We start from the raw sequence: 20,914 nt of genomic DNA, 5'->3' as shown, positions 1-20,914 counted from the left end.
CCTTTTTGTGAAAGCAACTGATAAAACACCTAAACAAATTGTAGCTGAACTTGATCAATATGTGGTTGGTCAAGCTAAGGCTAAAAAGGCGATTGCAGTCGCCTTACGAAATCGTTACCGCCGGATGCAGTTAGACCCTGCAATGCAAGAAGAAGTTACCCCCAAAAATGTCTTAATGATTGGTCCTACTGGGGTAGGTAAAACCGAAATTGCGCGCCGGTTGGCTAAAATTGTGGGCGCCCCCTTCATTAAGGTTGAAGCCACTAAGTTTACCGAAGTTGGTTATGTCGGCAGAGACGTTGAATCAATGGTCCGTGATTTAGTGGAAGTTGCCTATAAACAAGAAGAAGATAGACTCTATAAAGAAGTTAGGAGCCAAGCCGCTCAACGGGCCGATAAGCGCCTAATCAAAGTTTTAGTTCCAGCTAAAAAGAAGGAACAAAAAGAACAACAACCTAACTTAATGCAAATGATGCGGGACTTACAAAGTGGTAAGTTACCTGATTATTTGACACAAGCGCCTGAAGAACAAGAAGAAGTAACGGATGCAATTAGAAATGAACGCCTAAGCGTCAGTGAACAACTTAAACGTGGGTTGCTGGAAAATACCGAGGTTACCATCCAAGTTGAAGAAGCTAACCAAACCTTCAGTCCTCAAAATGATATGCTAGGCTCAATGGGGATTGACTTAAATGAGACCCTAGGTGCCTTAAGGCCAAAGAAAATGGTGAAGCGGACCATGACCGTTAAGGAAGCCCGGGAAGTCTTTATCAAAGAAGAGTCAGCTAAACTGGTCAATAGCGCTGACTTAGCCGATGGGGCCATTAAACGGGCAGAAAATACTGGGATTATCTTTATCGACGAAATCGACAAGATTACCTCTAAGTCAAAGCAAGCTAGTGGTGAAGTTTCACGTGAAGGGGTTCAACGCGACATTTTACCAATCGTTGAAGGCTCTCAAGTTAAGACTAAGTACGGGTTATTAAAGACCGACCACATCTTATTTATCGCCTCAGGTGCTTTCCACGAAAGTAAACCTAGTGACTTGATTGCCGAATTGCAAGGCCGCTTCCCAATTCGAGTTGAATTAGAGGAACTCAAGGCCGAAGATTTCTACCGGATTTTAACCGAACCAACCAACGCTTTAATCAAGCAATATATGGCCTTAATTGGGACAGACAATATTCAAGTAACCTTTACTAAGGAAGCTATTCAAAAGATTGCTGAAATTGCCTACAAGGTTAATCATGAAACCGAAAACATTGGGGCCCGGCGGTTACACACCATCCTAGAAAAATTACTAGAAGACCTGCTTTACGAAGGGCCTGATATGCAAATGGGCGAAATTACCATTACGGAAGCTTACGTAACTGATAAGATTGGTTCAATTGCTGGTGACAAAGATTTAAGTCGCTATATTCTTTAAGAAAAGGGGTAATAATATGGCAGTCTTTTTAGAAAATGATTACTTAGTTGCAACTATCAAAGAACACGGGGCCGAACTAGCTTCTTTAAGAAGTAAGGAAACCGGCTTGGAATATATTTGGGCCGGTGACGCCAAGTATTGGGGTCGGCAAGCCCCCGTCTTGTTTCCAATTGTTGGCCGCCTTAAGGATGATCAGTATCAAGTTGCAGGTAAAACCTACCATTTAGGCCAACACGGCTTTGCCCGGGACCGGGATTTTGCAATCAGAGAACAAACGGCCACCAAAGTTGTCTTAGAGTTAAAAGCGGATGAAGCTAGTAAAGAACTTTACCCCTTTGATTTTTGCTTACAACTAAGCTATGAATTAACTGCTAGTGGGTTAGTTGTTGGTTACCGGGTAGATAATCCAAGCCAAGAGCCAATTTACTTTGGCATTGGTGGCCACCCTGCTTTTAAGACCCCGTTAACACCTAAGGAAAGTTTTAGCGACTATGAACTAACCTTTAGTGCCGACTACCGCTTACCTAAGATTCCTTTGACTAACGGCCTAACTGATATTGACAGTGCCCGGTTAAGTGCACCGACAGCAACAATTAGCCGGGAGTTATTCAAGGATGACGCGTTAATCTATGATTTGGAACAAAAGCCAGCCAAGGTTAGCCTAACTTCTAAGACAAGCGGTCATGGTGTGAGCTTGAGTGTCACTGACGCCAAGTTCATGGGAATTTGGTCCACTTATCCTAAGGAAGGTCAATTTGTGTGCCTAGAACCTTGGTGGGGGTTGGCCGATACTACTGACAGTAACGGCGACTTTACCCAAAAGTATGCGATTAATCGCCTAGATAAAGCAGCTAGCTTTAATCATCAATACGAAATTACGGTCTTTTAATGCGTAATAGAGCTAAAAAAACAGTCCCTAAATTTAGGGACTGTTTTTTAGTCATTATTTTACTTGTTTTTGCCGGCGGCTATAGCCAAGTCCAAAGGGAACCATACTTTCCGTTCCATTCTTAATCCGCTCGATGTTGCCCCAGTGTCTAATAAATACAAAGATGGTGAGGGCAAAGGCAACGATAATTAAAATCCAATCTCCAAAAAAGAGTGAAATAATTGCAGTTAAAGTAAAACCTAGCATGCTGGCAACACTGACCATGCTGGTCAGGTAAAGGGTAATCAAAAAGATTGCCCATGAAATTCCAAAGAAAAGAGGGTTATAAATCAATAAGACCCCCACGCTAGTAGCAACAGCCTTACCACCTTTGAAGCCGGCAAAGATTGGGAAAACATGGCCGATAATGGCGGCTAGTCCAATTAACAAGACGTTGGCGTTTGAGTGAAATAAGGCGGGCAGGCAGGCTGCTAAGGTGCCCTTAAACATGTCCATCAATAAGACAATAATCCCGGCCTTTTTACCTAAAACCCTAAAAGTATTGGTGGTTCCCATATTACCACTTCCGAATTGACGGACATCTTTACCATAAAAGATTTTGCCAATCCAAACTCCAGAAGGAATTGACCCCAAGAGGTAGCCAATGACCAACATTAAGATAATTTTTGAATCCAAAAAAGGTCCCCCTTAAAAAAACTTACCAACTAATTGTAGCACGCTAATAGGGGCTCCACAAATTAAATTATAATAATTCTTGAACGTATATTCGAATTTTGCTAAGATAAGTATTTGGAATCAAAGAAAACTTTACTTAGTGAACTTATTTAAGTTATCATAGAAACGATACTGCGCTCATTTTTAGGCGCACGAATCCTAAAAAGGAGGAAATTTAATGGCAAAAAAACCAAACTACGATGACGATTCCATTCAGGTTTTGAAAGGACTTGAAGCCGTTAGAAAGCGGCCGGGAATGTATATTGGTTCAACGGATGCACGTGGCCTTCATCACCTGGTTTATGAAATTGTAGATAATGCAGTCGATGAAGCCTTATCTGGCTATGGTAAACAAATTGATGTAACTATTCACAAAGATAATTCAATTACCGTTGTTGATTACGGCCGGGGGATGCCAGTTGGAATGCACTCATTAGGAATCCCAACCGTTGAAGTCATCTTCACGGTCCTTCACGCCGGGGGAAAATTCGGTCAAGGCGACTACAAGACATCCGGTGGGCTTCACGGTGTCGGTGCTTCCGTTGTTAACGCCTTGTCGTCTAAATTGACAGTTAACACTGTCCGTGATGGGATTGAATACGAAGAAGACTTTGTTGACGGGGGTAAACCGGTCGGAACTTTGCGTAAGTTAGGCAAGACTAAGCGCCAAAGTGGGACCACCGTTACCTTTACTCCCGATGCTACTATTTTTTCAACAACTAAGTTTAACTATGAGACCCTAGCCGAACGCTTGAGGGAAGCGGCCTTCCTCCTAAAAGGAGTTAAGATTACCCTAACAGATGAACGCACTGACACAAGTGATACCTTCTTATTTGCAGAGGGAATTAAAGAATTTGTTAGCTACCTTAACGAAGATAAGGATACGCTTGGAGCGGTAATGTACTTTGAAGGTAGCAAGGATGGAATTGAAGTCGAAGTGGCTGGTCAATACAATGATGGTTACTCCGAAACAATTATGTCCTTTGTTAATAACGTCCGGACTAAAGACGGGGGAACTCATGAAGCGGGGATGAAGTCAGCCTGGACCAAGGCCTTTAATGAGTACGCCCGTAAAGTTAACCTCCTAAAAGATAAGGATAAAAACCTTGAAGGTAGCGACGTTAGGGAAGGGTTGGCAGCCGTTGTTTCCGTCCGGGTACCTGAGGAGTTACTTCAATTTGAAGGCCAAACCAAAGGAAAACTCGGTAGCCCTGAGGCGCGGACGATTGTAGATAGCATTGTCAGCGAACAACTAACCTACTATTTAATGGAAAACGGTGAGTTTGCACAAGAGTTAGTTAGAAAGGCCCTAAAGGCAAGGGAAGCGCGGGAAGCGGCCCGTAAAGCCCGGGATGAAAGTCGTTCTGGCAAGAAAAAAAGAAAAATCGAACGGAACTTATCAGGAAAGCTAACCCCGGCACAATCTAAGAATGCCAAGAAAAATGAGCTCTTCTTAGTCGAAGGTGATTCTGCCGGCGGTTCTGCTAAACAAGGGCGTGACCGCAAGTTCCAAGCCATCTTACCATTGCGGGGAAAAGTGCTAAATACCCAAAAGGCTAAGTTACAAGACATTATCAAAAATGAAGAAATTAATACAATGATTTATACCATTGGGGCTGGGGTTGGACCCGAGTTTAAGTTGGAGGATGCTAACTACGATAAGGTCATTATCATGACGGATGCTGATACCGACGGGGCCCACATTCAGACGTTACTATTAACTTTCTTTTATAAATATATGCGGCCAATGATTAATGCGGGCCGGATTTATATTGCCTTACCACCTTTGTATAAATTACAAAAACAGGTTAAAAAGAAGGCGCAGATTCGTTATGCTTGGACCGACTCTGAGTTAGAGTTAGCTCAAAAAGAATTGGGCAAAGGCGCTACCCTGCAAAGATTTAAGGGGCTAGGGGAAATGAACGCCGACCAACTGTGGGAAACAACTATGAACCCTGAAACCCGGACCCTGGTTAGGGTTAAGATTGACGATGAAGCCCTAGCGGAAAAACGGGTAACGACTTTGATGGGCGATAAGGTTGAACCTAGACGTAAGTGGATTGAAAAAAATGTTCAGTTTACCTTGGAAGAAGACGGCAGCCTTTTAGATACAGCCGCGGCAGAAGGAGCACACCAAGAAAATGGTAGTGTCAGTTCCGCGGATTTAAAGCAGGCTAGCTTACTTGATGACTAGATGATTAAGGAAGTGATTTTTTGGCACACAATAATATTCAAGAACTCTCGCTTGAAGCAGTAATGGGTGAACGTTTCGGTCGTTATTCTAAGTACATCATCCAGGAACGGGCCTTACCTGATATTCGCGATGGCTTAAAGCCCGTGCAAAGAAGAATCCTCTTTGCCATGAATGAGGATGGAAATACCTTTGACAAACCATTTCGCAAGTCGGCTAAAGCGGTCGGAAATGTCATGGGGAATTTTCACCCTCACGGTGATAGTTCTATTTACGAGGCGATGGTCCGCCTTAGTCAAAACTGGAAATTGCGTGACCCCTTAATTGAAATGCACGGAAATAATGGGTCCATGGATGGCGATCCTCCGGCAGCGATGCGTTATACCGAAGCGCGCTTGGCCGAGATTGCCGGGGAGATGCTAAAGGATATTGAAAAAGACACCGTTGAAATGGTTTTAAACTTCGATGATACCGAGTACGAACCGACCGTTTTACCGGCCCGCTTTCCTAACTTATTAGTTAACGGTGCCACCGGGATTTCGGCGGGGTACGCTACCGAAATCCCAACCCATAATCTAGGCGAGACGGTGGCAGCTACCATCCACCTCCTAGAACATCCCCAAGCCAGCCTTGATGACTTGATGCAGTTTGTTAAAGGGCCCGACTTCCCAACCGGGGGAATTTTACAGGGGCTAGACGGCATTAAGCAAGCTTACCAAACAGGCCGGGGGCGCTCTATTTTACGGGCCAAAACCGAGATTGAAGCCATCCGGGGTGGTAAGGAACAAATTGTTATCACAGAGATTCCTTACGAAGTTAACAAGTCCTTACTGGTCAAGCGTATTGACGAATTACGCCTACTTAAAAAGGTCGAGGGCCTGGCTGAAGTTCGGGATGAAAGTGACCGAGAAGGTTTACGGATTGTAGTCGAGCTAAAGAAAAATGCTAACGCCCAAGGGATTTTAAACTACCTCTTTAAGAATACGGATTTACAAATTTCCTATAACTTTAACATGGTTGCTATCAATAACAAGCGGCCTGAGCACGTCGGTTTGAAGACGATTTTAGAGGCTTATATTAAACACCAACGTGAGGTAACCAGCAAGCGGACGCAATACGATTTAGCCAAAGCCAAAAAACGCCAACACATCGTGGCTGGGTTAATCAAGGCTTTATCCATCCTAGATCAAGTTATTAAAACCATCCGGGCTTCAAAGAATAAAGGGGATGCTAAGGCTAACTTAATCGCTAACTTTGCTTTTAGCGAAGCACAAGCTGAAGCAATTGTGTCCCTGCAACTCTACCGTTTAACTAATACCGATGTAACCGCGCTAGAAAAGGAAGCGGCAGACTTAGCCCAAAAAATTGCGCGCTACGAAAAAATCTTGGCTAGTCAAAAGGAACTAGATAAGGTGATTAAAAAAGAACTCACCGCCCTGGCTAAGAAATACGCTAGTCCCCGTTTGACCGAGATTCAAGCTGAGATTGAAACCATTCAAGTCGATACAGAGGTGACTGTTGCCCAAGAAGAAGTCATGGTCCTTGTTTCTCATGATGGCTACGTAAAGCGTTCTTCCTTGCGGTCGTTTAACGCTTCTGGGGATGGCGAAAATGGCTTGAAAGACGAAGACTACCCTGTTTTACAACAAACAGCCAATACCTTAGACCACCTTTTAATCTTCACCAATAAGGGCCATTTAATTTACCGACCAGTCCATGAAATCAGCGAAGAACGGTGGAAGGATACCGGGGAACACCTGTCACAAACAGTCGGGTTAGGTCCTGATGAAATTGTCTTGAAGGCTTACATCTTTAACACGTTAGAGACTGAGGGCTTATTCGTATTTGCAACCAAGAATGGCTTTATCAAGCAAACGCCACTAAGTGACTTAAAACCGGGCCGGACCTACAAATCACGGGCTGCTAGTTTCATGAAGCTAAAGCAAGCCGATGATGAATTAATCCTCATTGCTTATGGAAGCCAAGCTGAATTAGCTAATAAAGAGGTCTTTTGTGTTACCTACGGGGCATATGGCCTACGTTATGATTTAAGCGAGGTTCCTGTCAATGGTGCTAAGGCCGCCGGGGTTAAGTGCATGGATCTTAGGGATGATTACTTAACTAGCGTTATGCTTACAGACGAGAAGCAAGCAGTTGCTTTGGTAACGAATCGCGGGGCCTTTAAGAAGATGAAAGTTTCTGAGGTAGCTAAGACTACCCGGGCCCGGCGCGGTGTCCAAATCATGCGGGAATTAAAGCGCAACCCTCACCGGATTGTGTTAGCGCGAATAATTACTGAAGACAAGGTGCAGCTCATCACTGACCATCAAGAAGAAATCACCATTTCTTACGCTGCACACTCCTTTGGTGATCGTTATTCAAACGGTGCATATATCCTAGATATCGATAGTCAAGGTCTACCGTTAACTTGGCAACCATTGAGTGAAGCCAAGGAAGAGTAAGAAAAAAGTCATGTATTCACGTTAGTGTGAGTACATGACTTTTTTTATTCAGCTTTTAGGCGGGTTACTAACTCCTTGTCTGGAGTGACAAACAAGGTTTGTTGGCCTTCGTAAATCACAAACCCAGGCTTAGCTCCGTTGGGTTTACGCAGGTGTTTTACCTGTACGTAGTCAACCGCTACGTTTGCGGAACCTTGGGCCTTAGAATAGTAGGCCGCTAGGTTAGCCGCCTCTAAGAGGGTTTCCTCACTAGGATGAGGGTTAGCGATGATTACGTGGGAGCCCGGAATATCTTTGACATGTAACCACCAATAATTTTTGGCAGCCGTTTTTAGACTGAGGCGGTCATTTTGCAGGTTATTTTTACCTACCAAAATTTCGCTGCCGTCGCTAGCCTTAAACTTAGCTGGCTGACTTAACTTTGGCTTACGCTTGACCTTTTGCTTAGGCTTTTTAAGGTAACCACCGCTTTCCAATTCCAGGGCGATATCTGGCAAGTCCTTAGGTTCCGCTAATTCGATTTGGGCCTGGATACTATCGAGGTAGGCCAACTCCTGCTCGGTTAAACTAATTTGTTCGTTAATGTAGCCGACCGCATTTTTTAGCTTGGTATAGCGTTTAAAATAACTTTGGGCATTTTGTGCGGGGCTAAGTTGGGGTTTTAAACTAATAGTTACCGGCTGTTCATTAGCATAATAATTAGGTAAGGTCACCGTTTTTTGCTTAGGTTCAACCTGATACAAGTAGGTGGTCAATAGTTCTCCTTTTAGACGGTAGTCGTCCGCATTTTCGGTAGCAGCTAATTCCCGCTTTAGCTTACCTAGTTTCTTCTTGTTTTTCTTGTAATTATTCTTGACCACTAGGATTAGCCGGGCACCTTGTTGCTTAACCCGATCTCTCGTTGCCTTAGTCCCATAGAATTCATCTAATAATTCACTTAGGCTTTCAAAGCGGGTGCTAGCCGTAGCTGACGGGTAATCAAAGGCACTGAAGTTTAGTTTGGGTTCCGTTAGCAAACTAGGAGTAGGCTGAGCTAATTTGGCCCATAAAGCAGCCAAACTAGCCGCACTAACCCCAGCTTGGTGGAAATAATCGGCTAAATAAAGAGCTGAATCAAGGGCTAAGCCTTGGAAATTTGCCTGTAATTCCTTGGCTAAAACCTCACGGTTAGGGTAAGCTGCTACTAATTGCTCAAAGTCAGCCGGACTAGCCGTTAGGGGGTTTTGCTTAGCCTGTTTAGGGGGCAGGCGGTAAGTTGAACCTGGTAGTAAGGTCCGGTAGCGATTTTGATCTAAACCGACGTGCTTAATCGTATCAATAATCTTATTTTCGGCTTGGTTGATCAAAATTACGTTACTATGCCGGCCCATAATTTCAATACTTAGTAGGAGGGGGAGCTTGTCACCAAGCTCATTACGGTTGCTAAAGGCAAAATTAATCACCCGGTCGCACTCTAGTTGTTCAATTGCCACCAACCGCGCCCCTTCTAGGTATTTACGCAACATCATCGTAAAGTTCGTTGGTACTGGTGGGTTCGTATAGGGGATGGCAGTTATTTGCGCCCGCGCATAACTGGGGTTAGCAGATAGGAGCAGGGGATAGTTTTTCCGCTGCGACCTAATTGTTAAAATTACTTCGTTAGGATAGGGCTGGGAGATTTTCATCACCCGGCCCTCAACTAACTTAGCTTGCAATTCTTGGACCATTGCGTGTGTAAAAAGGCCATCATAAGACATGGTCATTCACATTCTTTCTATCTAAAAATAAGTTCAGCTTCAATTTTATCATATTGACTAGCCATTTAACATTTTGAGGTTTGGCGTAGGTAATTTAGTACCGCAAAAAATTATTGACAGACCTTAACCTTAATTTAATTTGCACTTTTGGTTATTTTCGTCCATAATTATAACTAATTGGGTAATTTTACCATGAAAGCTAGTAGCAGCTAGTTTTGTATGGTATGATTAATTTGCGAAAAATTTATAAAGTAGGTGCAAGCACAATGAAAATTGCTGTTGTTACAGACAGTACGGCCTACCTTCCACAGGAAACCGTAGAAAAATATAACATCAAAGTGGTACCTATTCCCTTTATTATTGATGGACAGGTATATAATGAGGGGGAAGATATTTCAACCGCAGAGTTCTATGAAAAATTACGTACTTCTGAAACTTTTCCTAGCACTTCACAGCCAGCCGTTGGGGAATTAATTGAATTATATCAATCTTTAGGTAAAGAAGGTTACGATACCGTAATTAGTATTCACTTAGCAAGTACAATTTCGGGACTACACCAAACTTTAGTAAATCTTGCGGATGAACTAACAGACATTAAGTTAGTTCCTTACGATTCCCAAATCACAGTAATGTTGATGGGAAACCTAGTCATCGAGGCTGCCCGCTTAGCCCAAGCAGGTGCTAGTTTAGATGAAATTTTAGGTCGTTTGGACGCTTTACGAGCTACTACTAACGAGTATTTCATCGTGGATGACTTACAAAACCTCGTTAGAGGGGGCCGGCTTTCTAATGCTTCTGCCTTTATCGGTAACGTCTTGAAAATCAAACCCATTCTAACCTTTGACGATGATAGTCATAAGATCGTCGCCTTTGAAAAGGTTCGTTCTACCAAACGGGCCTTAAAGCGAGTAGAAGATTTATTTGCCGAAGAAATGGCGCACATCAACTACCCGGTTAGAATTATTATCATTCACGCTAACGATTTACCGGCGGCCGAAAAATGGCAAGCAAAGTTAAAGGCCCAGTACCCTGACTGTCGAATTGACATCAGTTACTTCGGTCCTGTTATCGGTACCCATCTTGGTGAAAAAGCCCTTGCCTTAGCATGGATGCGCGATATTGACAAAGCTTAATAAGTTTAGAGGGTGGACCTTACGGTTGCACCCTTTATTTTTTGAAAAGAGGTTATGTTATGCAAATTCCCTTGGGGCTTAAAGCTAGTGCGGACTTGCGCCAGGTTAAAGATCGACTGCAATACAAACCGGAGGTCTTTGAATTTTTCACCGCCGAAAGTGATTTTACTAACGACGGCTTAAAGCGGCTACAAGTAGCAATTGAAGAAGTTAAGGCGGCGGGTATCAAGCAGATTGTTTTACACCATCCCATGCGCTACCGTGATACCTTTACCGAACTGATTGCTCCACAAGAACAATGTCGTGAGCTTTATTATTTTATAGATAAGTCAACTAACGACCTCTTGCAGTTAGCCTTTGATTATAATTTACAAGTCTTAGTTCATGGGTCTTACTCACGCCAGACTCAGACCTTTATCTCCATGTACCCTAACCTAAAGGCAGCACAAGCGGCGGCCTTTAAACGCCTGGATTACTTCAAACAGTTGGGCCAAGTACACATCATGTTTGAAAATTCCATCTCACCTATCTTTTATTATGGAGAACAGGACAGTGACGAAGAAATTCTGGCTAAAAATTACCGCCTAGCCTTTGATACTTCGCACTGTTTTATCAAGGTTAAAGCTAATAACGAAAAACTACTAGCCTCATTGACGAGACTAAAAGACCAAATTGTTCATTATCACCTAGTGGACTCGTATGGTCAAACTCACGATAGTCTAACCTTAGGGCAGGGGTTAATTGATTGGCGCCGGGTGCTACCAAGGCTTAACCCAGCTGCCACTAGCATTTATGAAATTAACCTAAAGAATCAGCTGGATGCTAGTGAACAGGTTAAAAGTCACGAGTATTTACTAAACTTATTATAGTGGAGGAATTTATATGTCAAAATTTAAGGAGATTATGGGCTGGTTATGGCCGATTATTCTCGGGTTATTAATTGCCTTAGTGATTAAAACCTACTTCTTTTCTTTAGTTAGGGTCGATGGGACCTCAATGTACCCTAACTTACAAAACAATGAGCTGGTTGCCTTGTTCAAACAGGGCAATATCAAGCGGGGCACGGTCATCGTTTTTGATGCTTACGGGGTCGATGCCAACGCGCAACCTAAGGATAAATACGTTAAGAGGGTTATCGGGCTTCCGGGGGATAAAATTGAATACAAAAATGACGGCAAACTTTACGTTAACGGCGTCCGGCAATCACAAAGTTACATCACAAAAAAGCAACAAATTGCTGGTACCCTAACCCTTCAAGCTAACGAAGCTAAGGGCGTAACTCTTGGTAGCGGGCAAATATTTACCGTACCCAAGGGTAAATACTTTGTTTTAGGTGATAACCGGGCCGCTTCAAACGACAGCCGCTATTACGGCTTCGTACCGACTAACAAAATTTTAGGTACGGTTAAGACCGGCTTTTGGAATGACAAGGCACAAGTGATTAACTACTTTGTACCTGCGAATTAAGTACTTAGGGATGTCTTTGGGCATCCTTTTTACTTGGAAAGGAACTATTATGATTAGAGAAATTATTAAAGACGAAGTAGTTTTACGGCAAAAAAGCGTGCCCGCAGGCCCAGGCGACCTCCAAATTGTCCAGGATTTAAAGGATACCTTGCTTGCCCATAAGGAGCACTGTGTGGGGATGGCTGCCAATATGATTGGCTTTCACAAAAATATCATTATCATTTCACTAGGGATCTTTAATCTAGTTATGATTAACCCTAAGATTAATAAGAAATTCAAACCCTATGAAACTGAGGAAGGCTGCTTATCACTGGTAGGAACCAGGAAAACTAAACGCTATCACAGTATTGAGGTGACTTACTTAGACGAGCATTTTAAACAACAAAGGCAGACCTTCAGTGATTTTCCAGCTCAGATTATTCAACATGAACTCGACCATTGTCAGGGTATTATTATCTAAAAAGCTAGGCAGTTAGCAAGATTTGCTAACTGCCTAGTTGATTTTAATTTTCTGTAAGCTAGCCAACCATTGGTTTTCAAAGTCAGCTGCTTGCCACTCATGTCTTCTTCTAACCCCGACCGCTTGGTTGAAATAGGTTAGCTGGCCGTGGGTTAGGGCAGGGTGGCGGCCGTGAACGTGTCCATAAAAAGTGTAATAAACATTGGGATAAGCCTCGAGTAAATCAGCTAGCCTTTGACTACCCAAAAAGGCGTTAACCATCTCATAAACCCGCTCGTACCGGGGCTTACTAAAGTGTGCCGGCCGCGCCCAAAGTAAATCGCGGTGGGGCACAAAGTGAGTCAAAAAGATTACCCGTTTGCCCGCCGTTTTAGCCGCCGTCAGTTGTTCTTGCACCTGGGTAATTACTAGGTTTATCCGCTCTAAGTCACTCAGAGGTTGATTTACACCGGCGTCCACCCAGTAGGCCTTTTTCCAGCGCGCTACTTCTTCAACATCTAATTGGGGACTGAAACTATAGTCATACCAACCATTGTTAGCAATCAACCGCCAAGCGGAATTGGGGAAATCATAAGCTTGATTATGTAAATAGCAGGGCGAAAGGGGGCTTTCTAACTGGAAAAAAGTAACATTTTTTAGCATGTCGTGATTACCCGCAATAAAAAAGACCTGGCCAGTAATTAAATCATTTAATTTTTCCAGGTAGGATTTAGTTTTAAGAAAATCATTAAACATATCCCCCGCAAACAAGTAATAATCCGCCTTAATTTGATTAAGATACTGGGCTTGAAAAGCTAGGGCTTCAGCTGGTGATATCCGGTTAACGTCTAAGTGATTATCACTAGAAACTACAATTTTCATAGTAATCGCTTTTCAATTAATTTTTTTAATTATACCATGATAAAAGCCGATATGCTAAAATTAACTTAAAGACAAGAAGGGGGCATTAGCATGGATTTTAAAGACCTAGATGTTGAATTATTTGATGCGATTAAATTAGAGGAAGAGCGCCAGGCTAGAAACATTGAGTTAATCGCTTCTGAAAATATTGTTTCTAAAAACGTTTTAGCTGCCCAAGGTAGTGTGTTAACTAACAAGTACGCGGAAGGTTACCCAGGCCGGCGTTATTACGGTGGCTGCCAATACATTGATATTATAGAAAATTTGGCCATCAACCGGGCTAAAAAATTATTTGGGGCCAAGTATGTTAATGTGCAACCTCACTCCGGTTCTCAAGCTAACGCAGCCGCCTACCTCAGTTTAGTTGAAGCAGGGGATACCATTATGGGAATGGATTTAGCGGCAGGGGGGCACTTAACCCATGGTTCGCCTGTTAACTTCAGTGGTAAAACCTATAACTTTGTTAGCTATGGAGTGGATCCTAAAACGGAAATGCTAGATTATGATGCCATCTTAACTCTAGCTGAAAAACACCAACCTAAGTTAATTGTGGCCGGTGCTAGTGCATACTCCCGGACCATCGATTTTGCTAAGTTTAGGGCCATTGCTGATCAAGTCGGGGCTAAATTAATGGTTGATATGGCCCACATTGCTGGTTTAGTCGCCGTTGGTTTGCATCCAAGCCCAATTCCATACGCTGATATTACGACTACTACCACCCATAAAACCTTACGTGGCCCCCGGGGCGGTATGATTTTAACCAATGACGAGCAACTGGCTAAAAAAATTAACAGCAACGTCTTTCCTGGCACCCAAGGTGGTCCGCTAGAACACGTAATCGCCGGGAAAGCCGCAGCTTTTGGCGAGGCTTTAGCTGCTGATTTCAAGACCTATGGTCAAAATATCATTGCCAATACCCAGGCGATGGCGCAAGTTTTTGCGGCTAGCCAGAAAGCCCGGTTAGTTTCTGGTGGTTCCGATAACCACTTATTACTAGTCGATGTTCGCGGCTTTGGCTTGACTGGTAAAGATGCTGAAAAGTTACTGGATGAAGTTAATATTACCGTTAATAAAAACTCGATTCCATTTGAAACTTTGAGTCCATTTAAGACTAGCGGAATCCGCTTAGGCACACCAGCAATTACTAGTCGTGGCTTTGATCAAGCTGACTGTGCTAAAGTTGCTGAGTTAATCATCCAAGTACTTGAAAATCCAACTGATGACCAAGTGTTATCTTCGGTTAAAAACCAAGTGCAAGCACTCACTGATGCACACCCAATTTATGCAGCTGATTCCTTACGCTAATTATCTAAATTAATGCTAACAACCACTAATTACTAGCTAAGTTTTAGTAATTAGTGGTTTTTTAGATGCTAAAAAAGAGAGGGGGCTTGCCCTTATTTTTTAATCTTCCTAGTTTACATAATATACATTATCGAAAGTAGGATTAAAAGCAAAAAAGCGCCCCGGCTTGCCCCCATGCCTTTTTGCAAACTTTCATCAGTAAATACTTTGGTGACTAAACTTTTTGTTTTGCAACTCACTTGATACTTTCTGTTGTCCCAGCCACCCAATTACAACTTTAATTTGAATCCAAATAAAAAGATCTCAAGTTAGCAACTAAACTTTGAGCTAACTTAGAGACCTTTTTTGAATTTTGATTTTAAAGCATTTTGACCATCAACTATTCAGCTGTAATTCGAACTCGACCTTAAAACGCGCCTCTCAGCACTAAAAACCAATCTTAAATTCGCGCAAAGAATCACCTAATTCTTCGTCCGTAATTCCAATGTACCTCTTGGTAATTTCTTCACTCGAATGGTTAAATAAGCGCATTAAGTATAAAATATCATGCGTCTTCCGATAATACCACAAACCAAAAGTCCGGCGCATGCTGTGAGTTGTAAAGCCGATATTGCCTAAGTTAGCATCAATGCGCTTAAAGAGCTTGTAAACATTATTGACGCTTTCCGGCTTGGCCCCGTGATTTTGACTTGAAGGAAAAACCCAATCTTCATCAGCTTTATCCTTAATATACTGCTCAACCTTAGGATAAATCGCATCTAAAAATAAGGTCTTCTTTTTACCAGTCTTAATTTCAACAATCTCTGGACGCTTGCTGTGACGCAAAGTTCCAACCTTTAAATTGAGCAAGTCCGAACAGCGTAACCCGGTATTAATTCCTAACAAGAATAAAAAGGTATCGCGTTCGGGATAGCGAGTCCGCCGCAAGTAAAACAAAACGTCATTAATTTGATCTTCACTTCGAAGTGGTTGTGAGTTATAAACCACGAAAACCCCGTCCTTTCAACGTTTCTGAAGGATCATAAACGTACTTTCCTAATTATTTAAATAATAGCATTTAATTAGGAAAGTATCAAATCGTAAAATTTTATATTCCGGTATTACGCAATTTAACTTTCCTTAAAATAGATAAAATGATGAAAGAACGAAAAGTAAGTAAATTAAAGAAAGTAACTAAAATTACCTAGTCATTCTTTACCGTGACAAATGCTCTTGCAACTGCTTTTCAATCGTCGTCCGATACTCTGGGTAGACTTTTAAAATCTCGGCATAGATTTTGCGACTAATTAACTTAAACCCTTCTTGGCGGCCCACTCGGTTAGCTAGCCTAGTTAGTTCAACATCGTAGTTAGTTAAGTTATGGCGGATGTAGTTAACGATATCCCAGTCAGTGGCTTCGTGATAGGCAAATTCATCGTAACTATGGTAGTTAAGTTCCCGGTACATGTACCAGTCATCTAGACTCGCTTGAGTTAAGCGCTTTAATTTTTTCTTAGGCAAACGCTCAACTCGAACCTTAATGTCAGCTAGTTCGGCTAATAAGGCGTTAGTTTTGGTAGCAACTGCTTTTTGAGCCGCCTGCTGGCGCTTAGCCCGCCGCTTAGTTGCCATCACCAACAAGAGTTGCACTTCATCTTGCGCTAAAAAATTTTGAATTAAGGACTCACTCCAGGCTGGGTAGCGCTGGCTCTTGTAGCGCCCGTACCAAATTTTGTCTGCCGGGGGCAAGTAAGCCAAACATTTGTCAGTCAAGCCAAATTCTCTTTTTAGCGCTGTCTTAGTATAAATTTTTTCCTTAGCCATAAATCTTCCTCCTAATAAAATAAAACGAACAGGTGTACCAATATCTTAATAGTACACCTGTTCGTTATAATCTGCAAATATTTGTTCTTAATCTATCAATTTAATAATTACCTTGCCGTCAGCATGCCCTGTCGCTACGTAATCACAGGCGGCCTGGATTTCTTCAAAGGGATATTCTTTGGCAACCCTAACCTGCAACCGCCCAGTAACTACAAGCTCAGCTAAGCATTGCAACTGCAGGCCATCAGGACGCATAAAGAAAAATTCATACCCTGCATGTGCTTTGTGGCTAGCACGCGTAATCTTATGGCTAGCCAGCTTAAATAAGCCCTGCCAAATAAGGTTTAACCCGTATGCCTTAGCAAACTTAGCATCGGGTAGGCCTGCAACCGAAACAACTTTGCCGCCAGGTTTGACAACCTCAAAGGATTGCAACAAGGTCTCTTTACCAATGGTATCAAAAACATAGTCAACGGGCGGACACACCTTGGTAAAGTCACTGTGGCGGTAATCAATAACTTGATCAGCCCCTAAAGTAGTTAACCAAGCATGATTGCGTTGGCTAGCCGTAGTGATAACCGTTAGCCCTTGCATTTTGGCCAGTTGAACTAAGATACTGCCCACAGCTCCTGCTCCAACATGAATTAAGATTGACTGGCCGCGTTTGGCCTGCATTTTATCAAACAGGGCTTGGTAGGCTGTCAACCCGACTAACGGTAGGGCTGCCGCCAGTTTTAAATCTAAGTTTGGTGGAAGTAAGGCCAAATTAGCTTCCTGATCAACTAGGTAGTCGCAAAAGGTCCCAATGCTTTGTTTGCTAATCCGGCCCAAAACCTTTTGGCCCACCTTAAAGTTAGTAACAGCCGGGCCTATTGCCTCAACAATCCCTACGTAGTCATTACCTAGAACCAAAGGCATGGGTAATTTCAGCAACGGCCTTAGCTTACCGGCTTGGATTTTTAAATCAACAGGGTTGACGCTAGCCTTTAATACCCTAACTAGCACTTGCTTAGGCTGAGTAATGCTAGGCTTAGGTAACTGGCCTAAGGTTAATTGTTCTTGACCATAGTGGGTGATATATGCTGCTTTCATTACTTACCTACACTTTCTAAAAATAATTGTGCCACTTTGTGACCCGACATTGGGTTTTGGCCCGTTATCAGCCGGCCGTCTTGAACTGCATAACTTGTAAACGGTAGTCGTTGGCTAAAATGAGCTCCCGCTTTTTTTGCTGTCCTTTCTGTCATAAAGGGAACTTTAAATAACTTACCACTTAAAACTTCCTCTGCGCTTGTAAAACCAGTTACTTTCTTACCCGCTATGAGCGGCTGGCCCGTAGCGTCCCGTTGAAAGATTAATCCCGCTAAGCCGTGGCAGACTGACATCACATACCCACCCTGTTGGTAAATTTGTCTAGTCGCTGCTTCAAAGTCGGCATTATTAGGAAAGTCCCATAAAACCCCGTGTCCGCCCGTGAAATAGATTCCCTGGTAGTCTTTCGGATTGACTTTGGCAATCGATAAACTTGCCCGTAAAGCGCGCGTTTGAAAATCATTCGATTGGTAAATGGCATCTACTTCCTGTGAGCGGTAAACTTTTTTCAAGCTGCGGGGATCAAGGGGGACTGCGCCGCCCTTAGCACTCGCATAGTCAACCTGAAAGCCGGCTGCTTGAACCTTGGCTACAAAATCGGTGGCCTCGGCTAACCAAAGGCCCGTTTGCTCGGCATCGGTCCCATACTGAGCTACGTTTGTTAAAATCACTAAGACCTTGTTCATCTTATTTCACTTTCCCTTCATTCAAGTATTTGAGTAACTCAACTAAATCGGTACTTAGACTAGCTAATTGTTGCCACTGGCTTCCCCCTGTTTCCAGGTAGTAATAGTTCTTCGTTCCTTCCTTACGCATCCCGACCACCCCAGCTAAGCGCAAAATTTTCAAGTGATGCGAAACGGCCGGGCGGCTTAGGTGCGTCTTGGCAGTAATCTCTCCTACTCGCGCCCCGCCTTGTTGCTTACAAGGAAGGTCAAATAGGGTCATTATTAAGTGTTGTCTAGTCTCATCACCTAGAGCTACGAATAAGTCCGCCAACTCATCAAATCCGCGTTTTAATGCGACTAATTGCTTGTCTTTATCCATCTCAAGTCACCTCTGTTGTATTGGTCAATTAAATTAAACCATTCAACTATTTAACTTACAAGTAATTTTGCCATTGAGAAAGTAAATCGAGACGAAAGCATTTGGGGTAAAAAAAGAATCCTAAGCAAACCACAATCGTTTCTTAGGATTCTTTCCGAAAAGATATGTATTTACAATTATATTAGGTAAGCGACTACTTAGATTTATTTTTCTTCCGTAACTCTTCTTTAGATGTATACGCCATGAGAAAGAAAATAATAGCGATGGCAAAGTAGCCTAAAAGCCCTAAGAAAGAAGTTCTCTGACTTAAAGCAGAATACATACCAAATATAGCTACTATAACCGGTAATACGGCAATTCCATAGCGCCATTTAATCTTGGGAGTTAGTGCATGTTGAATAACCATCCCCACAATAGTATATGTTAACGGATTTGATAGTAGTTCTTCCAAAATAACTCCTCCAGTGTTTAAAAATCTAGGTTGTTGTTTACATTAAAACGCTAATTTATCTAACTAGCACCTAAGATAATGGTAGCACTTTTTATATAGCCTTTAAACCATCCCTGTTTTAGCTTTTCTAAAGATAATTATTAGATAAGCTCTACAACCAGTTGCGGCCAAAACTTACGCCACGCTTTCTTTTTAACCCTGTTGTTATAAACTAGGCTTCTTTCTGCGTCACTAGCATAATAAGGAGTAGGCGTTACTTTAAAATTGACTAAATCCCCCACTCCATACGGTGCGTATAGTTCCAAATTATGATTGGAATTCAGTCTAACCGCTATGGCAGTACACTTTTCTGGAAACTTCGAAACAGCATCCCTAGAGCTGGTGTACTTCTTTGTATTAGGACTATGGATATGCATATAATATTGATTTTTGATTTCCCACCTGTACTCGGGGTATAATCTCTTAACCCGGGCCTCTAGTGCAAGGGTTTGTTCATATGATAGCTTCTTATCAAAGAAAATAACGTCTACATCTGAAAAGTGAGCGTCACTAAAGCCCTCTTTTCCGCTAAGAACATTCCAAATATAATTTCGAATAGTTCCCGCACAAAGCCAACAATCCTTAAGCTCAAAAAACTGAATTATCTTTAGCAGGGCCATAAACTTTTCATCATCTTCAAGGACCTTTGCTAGGTTATCCATTTCAACACCCCACATAAAACGATAGTCTGAAAAAATAGTTTCCAGTACAGCCAGCAACTATCAAATCATCATAAATTCTCCATTTTCAAAGCGAGTAATCCGGCCGATTCCTTCAGCAATGGTTTTTCCTTGCGCATCTCTCACCAGGTAAGCATTACGGCGTGCAAGTGACTCATCAGCTAACCATTTGGAAAAGTAAAATTTTTCGCCTTCTTGACATTCAAAAGACTCATCTTCTGCCAGTGGTAAACTCAATCGTTGCGGATAATAAATCTCTACGCGGTGATTTAAATCATCTTGAACGGCTAAAAGAACCGGAGCAACATAAAACGCTAGGCGTGCAAAATTAATTCCCGCAGTCGCAATCCGAGCTACTTCTGTTACCTGCCGACTAACAAATTCATAACTCATTATTAGGATTTGCTCAGTTACTTTTTCTAAGACTAAAAAATAAAGGTTACCTTGATAGTACTCCGGGACCGCAAAATTAGAAATTACCTGCTGCTCACTTGCTTCATACACTGTAAAAATTTCTTGGGTTTCTGCGTGAAATAATAGCAACTTCTTAGCGAATGGTGCTGCTTTAGACTTGCTATCTAAAAAGTTAGTGTCGTAATCATAATACCAGCCTGCCATTCCACTGATATTAGGCAAATACTCATGATACAACCCTGTTATCTTCTTCATCTGGTTCTCCTAAATTTCTAGCAAAAATATTGGATTGTTCCAATTAACCGCCACGTTACTTTCTAGCATCCGTCACCTTAACCACCACCCGGAATTGGCGTTCGGGGTGGCTTTCTAAGTTCACCATCTGAATCCGAGCTTCTAAAATATCGCCGTGGCCATAGTACAACAAGGTGCTAAACAGACCGTTATACTGAGCGGGAACATAACCAATCTTAGTATCCTTGTAAAGAATGGCCACCGCGTCAGGATCATGCGGATTACCTTCTTCCCGGACCAGTTGGACAGTTTGCCCTAACTTTAATTCCTCAATTACATCTAACCCATCACAGTAAGCAAAACCTGCCAAATGAAAATCCATAATATGCCGGCTTGGTTGATACTTTACACTATCCATCTATTTTTCCTCCTAACTGCTTTTAAAAGAACAATTATTTATCTTTATTTTAG

At 42.4% G+C, this 20,914-nt stretch carries 21 protein-coding genes; 9 read left to right on the top strand and 12 right to left on the bottom strand.

Annotated elements, in window-relative coordinates; translation table 11 throughout:
* The first annotated feature begins 7 nt into the window (after window positions 1-7).
* Together hslU and N4597_RS05380 are read left to right on the top strand one after the other, a co-directional pair.
* Window positions 8-1,426 (top strand): ATP-dependent protease ATPase subunit HslU, encoded by a 1,419-nt coding sequence (gene hslU, locus N4597_RS05385; RefSeq protein ID WP_167588760.1) that lies wholly within the window; start codon window positions 8-10, stop codon window positions 1,424-1,426.
* A 16-nt stretch (window positions 1,427-1,442) separates the two neighbouring features.
* Window positions 1,443-2,315 (top strand): aldose 1-epimerase family protein, encoded by an 873-nt coding sequence (locus N4597_RS05380; RefSeq protein WP_260902736.1) that lies wholly within the window; start codon window positions 1,443-1,445, stop codon window positions 2,313-2,315.
* 54 nt (window positions 2,316-2,369) lie between these two features.
* On the opposite strand, the gene plsY is transcribed toward N4597_RS05380, so the two are convergent.
* Window positions 2,370-2,990, bottom strand: coding sequence for a glycerol-3-phosphate 1-O-acyltransferase PlsY (gene plsY, locus N4597_RS05375; protein ID WP_089145007.1), 621 nt, complete (start codon window positions 2,988-2,990; stop codon window positions 2,370-2,372).
* A 217-nt stretch (window positions 2,991-3,207) separates the two neighbouring features.
* On the opposite strand from plsY, the gene parE reads away from it, so the two are divergent.
* The gene (gene parE / locus N4597_RS05370) at window positions 3,208-5,223 is read left to right on the top strand and encodes a DNA topoisomerase IV subunit B (RefSeq protein WP_260905178.1); all 2,016 of its coding nucleotides are present in this window, start codon (window positions 3,208-3,210) and stop codon (window positions 5,221-5,223) included.
* Window positions 5,224-5,285: 62 nt separating this feature from the next.
* Complete coding sequence (gene parC / locus N4597_RS05365) at window positions 5,286-7,682, top strand: DNA topoisomerase IV subunit A (protein WP_390892659.1); 2,397 nt, start codon at window positions 5,286-5,288, stop codon at window positions 7,680-7,682.
* Between the two features lie 44 nt (window positions 7,683-7,726).
* Here the strand turns inward: parC and N4597_RS05360 are convergent, their stop codons facing one another.
* Entirely contained in the window at window positions 7,727-9,418 is a 1,692-nt protein-coding gene (locus N4597_RS05360) for an NFACT family protein (protein WP_260905222.1), read from the bottom strand.
* A gap of 266 nt (window positions 9,419-9,684) precedes the next feature.
* Here N4597_RS05360 and N4597_RS05355 point away from each other — a divergent pair, with 266 nt between their 5' ends.
* From N4597_RS05355 to N4597_RS05340, 4 genes are read left to right on the top strand one after another with little or no spacing between them, the layout of a single operon-like run.
* Window positions 9,685-10,551 carry a DegV family protein gene (locus N4597_RS05355; protein ID WP_260905174.1) on the top strand — a complete coding sequence of 289 codons (867 nt, stop codon included), beginning with the start codon at window positions 9,685-9,687 and terminating at the stop codon, window positions 10,549-10,551.
* A gap of 59 nt (window positions 10,552-10,610) precedes the next feature.
* Window positions 10,611-11,420 carry a sugar phosphate isomerase/epimerase family protein gene (locus N4597_RS05350; RefSeq protein ID WP_172575975.1) on the top strand — a complete coding sequence of 270 codons (810 nt, stop codon included), beginning with the start codon at window positions 10,611-10,613 and terminating at the stop codon, window positions 11,418-11,420.
* A gap of 13 nt (window positions 11,421-11,433) precedes the next feature.
* The gene (gene lepB, locus N4597_RS05345) at window positions 11,434-12,018 is read left to right on the top strand and encodes a signal peptidase I (protein ID WP_260905171.1); all 585 of its coding nucleotides are present in this window, start codon (window positions 11,434-11,436) and stop codon (window positions 12,016-12,018) included.
* A gap of 49 nt (window positions 12,019-12,067) precedes the next feature.
* The gene (locus tag N4597_RS05340; RefSeq protein WP_260905169.1) at window positions 12,068-12,478 is read left to right on the top strand and encodes a peptide deformylase; all 411 of its coding nucleotides are present in this window, start codon (window positions 12,068-12,070) and stop codon (window positions 12,476-12,478) included.
* A gap of 33 nt (window positions 12,479-12,511) precedes the next feature.
* Here the strand turns inward: N4597_RS05340 and N4597_RS05335 are convergent, their stop codons facing one another.
* Window positions 12,512-13,339, bottom strand: a complete 828-nt coding sequence (locus N4597_RS05335) for a metallophosphoesterase (RefSeq protein WP_260905167.1) — start codon at window positions 13,337-13,339, stop codon at window positions 12,512-12,514.
* A 90-nt stretch (window positions 13,340-13,429) separates the two neighbouring features.
* Here N4597_RS05335 and glyA point away from each other — a divergent pair, with 90 nt between their 5' ends.
* The gene (glyA, locus tag N4597_RS05330) at window positions 13,430-14,683 is read left to right on the top strand and encodes a serine hydroxymethyltransferase (protein ID WP_260905165.1); all 1,254 of its coding nucleotides are present in this window, start codon (window positions 13,430-13,432) and stop codon (window positions 14,681-14,683) included.
* Between the two features lie 426 nt (window positions 14,684-15,109).
* Here the strand turns inward: glyA and N4597_RS05325 are convergent, their stop codons facing one another.
* The 9 genes from N4597_RS05325 to N4597_RS05285 all read right to left on the bottom strand — a co-directional run bounded on the left by N4597_RS05325 (window position 15,110) and on the right by N4597_RS05285 (window position 20,861).
* Window positions 15,110-15,670, bottom strand: coding sequence for a tyrosine-type recombinase/integrase (locus N4597_RS05325; protein ID WP_056977982.1), 561 nt, complete (start codon window positions 15,668-15,670; stop codon window positions 15,110-15,112).
* Between the two features lie 207 nt (window positions 15,671-15,877).
* A complete protein-coding gene (locus N4597_RS05320; protein WP_260905162.1) occupies window positions 15,878-16,486 on the bottom strand; it encodes a hypothetical protein in 609 nt (202 codons plus the stop codon).
* Between the two features lie 87 nt (window positions 16,487-16,573).
* Window positions 16,574-17,578: an NADP-dependent oxidoreductase gene (locus N4597_RS05315; RefSeq protein ID WP_260905161.1), complete on the bottom strand. Its 1,005-nt coding sequence runs from the start codon at window positions 17,576-17,578 to the stop codon at window positions 16,574-16,576.
* A complete protein-coding gene (locus N4597_RS05310; protein ID WP_260905159.1) occupies window positions 17,578-18,264 on the bottom strand; it encodes a type 1 glutamine amidotransferase domain-containing protein in 687 nt (228 codons plus the stop codon). The genes N4597_RS05315 and N4597_RS05310 overlap by 1 nt, the downstream gene beginning before the upstream one ends.
* Window position 18,265: 1 nt before the next feature.
* Window positions 18,266-18,625 carry an ArsR/SmtB family transcription factor gene (locus N4597_RS05305; protein WP_260905157.1) on the bottom strand — a complete coding sequence of 120 codons (360 nt, stop codon included), beginning with the start codon at window positions 18,623-18,625 and terminating at the stop codon, window positions 18,266-18,268.
* Between the two features lie 193 nt (window positions 18,626-18,818).
* Entirely contained in the window at window positions 18,819-19,076 is a 258-nt protein-coding gene (locus N4597_RS05300; protein WP_204773965.1) for a hypothetical protein, read from the bottom strand.
* 140 nt (window positions 19,077-19,216) lie between these two features.
* The gene (locus tag N4597_RS05295) at window positions 19,217-19,777 is read right to left on the bottom strand and encodes a nucleotidyltransferase family protein (protein WP_260905154.1); all 561 of its coding nucleotides are present in this window, start codon (window positions 19,775-19,777) and stop codon (window positions 19,217-19,219) included.
* A 60-nt stretch (window positions 19,778-19,837) separates the two neighbouring features.
* Window positions 19,838-20,464 carry a hypothetical protein gene (locus tag N4597_RS05290; protein ID WP_260905152.1) on the bottom strand — a complete coding sequence of 209 codons (627 nt, stop codon included), beginning with the start codon at window positions 20,462-20,464 and terminating at the stop codon, window positions 19,838-19,840.
* Window positions 20,465-20,519: 55 nt separating this feature from the next.
* Complete coding sequence (locus tag N4597_RS05285) at window positions 20,520-20,861, bottom strand: HIRAN domain-containing protein (RefSeq protein ID WP_089143739.1); 342 nt, start codon at window positions 20,859-20,861, stop codon at window positions 20,520-20,522.
* Between the last annotated feature and the right edge of the window lie 53 nt (window positions 20,862-20,914).

It is taken from the genome of Ligilactobacillus agilis (assembly GCF_025311475.1).
GTDB classification, from domain to species: Bacteria; Bacillota; Bacilli; order Lactobacillales; family Lactobacillaceae; genus Ligilactobacillus; species Ligilactobacillus agilis.
The sequence above is the reverse complement of the archived record's forward strand: the minus strand, read 5'-3'. Positions and strand labels throughout refer to the sequence as shown.

Bases quoted from the DNA above. Each gene is read 5' to 3' on its own strand.
- N4597_RS05380 (WP_260902736.1), top strand. From the start codon at position 1,443: ATGGCAGTCTTTTTAGAAAATGATTACTTAGTTGCAACTATCAAAGAA.
- parE (WP_260905178.1), top strand. From the start codon at position 3,208: ATGGCAAAAAAACCAAACTACGATGACGATTCCATTCAGGTTTTGAAA.
- parC (WP_390892659.1), top strand. From the start codon at position 5,286: ATGGGTGAACGTTTCGGTCGTTATTCTAAGTACATCATCCAGGAACGG.
- N4597_RS05360 (WP_260905222.1), bottom strand. From the start codon at position 9,418: ATGTCTTATGATGGCCTTTTTACACACGCAATGGTCCAAGAATTGCAA.
- N4597_RS05355 (WP_260905174.1), top strand. From the start codon at position 9,685: ATGAAAATTGCTGTTGTTACAGACAGTACGGCCTACCTTCCACAGGAA.
- N4597_RS05350 (WP_172575975.1), top strand. From the start codon at position 10,611: ATGCAAATTCCCTTGGGGCTTAAAGCTAGTGCGGACTTGCGCCAGGTT.
- lepB (WP_260905171.1), top strand. From the start codon at position 11,434: ATGTCAAAATTTAAGGAGATTATGGGCTGGTTATGGCCGATTATTCTC.
- N4597_RS05340 (WP_260905169.1), top strand. From the start codon at position 12,068: ATGATTAGAGAAATTATTAAAGACGAAGTAGTTTTACGGCAAAAAAGC.
- N4597_RS05335 (WP_260905167.1), bottom strand. From the start codon at position 13,339: ATGAAAATTGTAGTTTCTAGTGATAATCACTTAGACGTTAACCGGATA.
- glyA (WP_260905165.1), top strand. From the start codon at position 13,430: ATGGATTTTAAAGACCTAGATGTTGAATTATTTGATGCGATTAAATTA.
- N4597_RS05320 (WP_260905162.1), bottom strand. From the start codon at position 16,486: ATGGCTAAGGAAAAAATTTATACTAAGACAGCGCTAAAAAGAGAATTT.
- N4597_RS05315 (WP_260905161.1), bottom strand. From the start codon at position 17,578: ATGAAAGCAGCATATATCACCCACTATGGTCAAGAACAATTAACCTTA.
- N4597_RS05310 (WP_260905159.1), bottom strand. From the start codon at position 18,264: ATGAACAAGGTCTTAGTGATTTTAACAAACGTAGCTCAGTATGGGACC.
- N4597_RS05305 (WP_260905157.1), bottom strand. From the start codon at position 18,625: ATGGATAAAGACAAGCAATTAGTCGCATTAAAACGCGGATTTGATGAG.
- N4597_RS05295 (WP_260905154.1), bottom strand. From the start codon at position 19,777: ATGGATAACCTAGCAAAGGTCCTTGAAGATGATGAAAAGTTTATGGCC.
- N4597_RS05290 (WP_260905152.1), bottom strand. From the start codon at position 20,464: ATGAAGAAGATAACAGGGTTGTATCATGAGTATTTGCCTAATATCAGT.
- N4597_RS05285 (WP_089143739.1), bottom strand. From the start codon at position 20,861: ATGGATAGTGTAAAGTATCAACCAAGCCGGCATATTATGGATTTTCAT.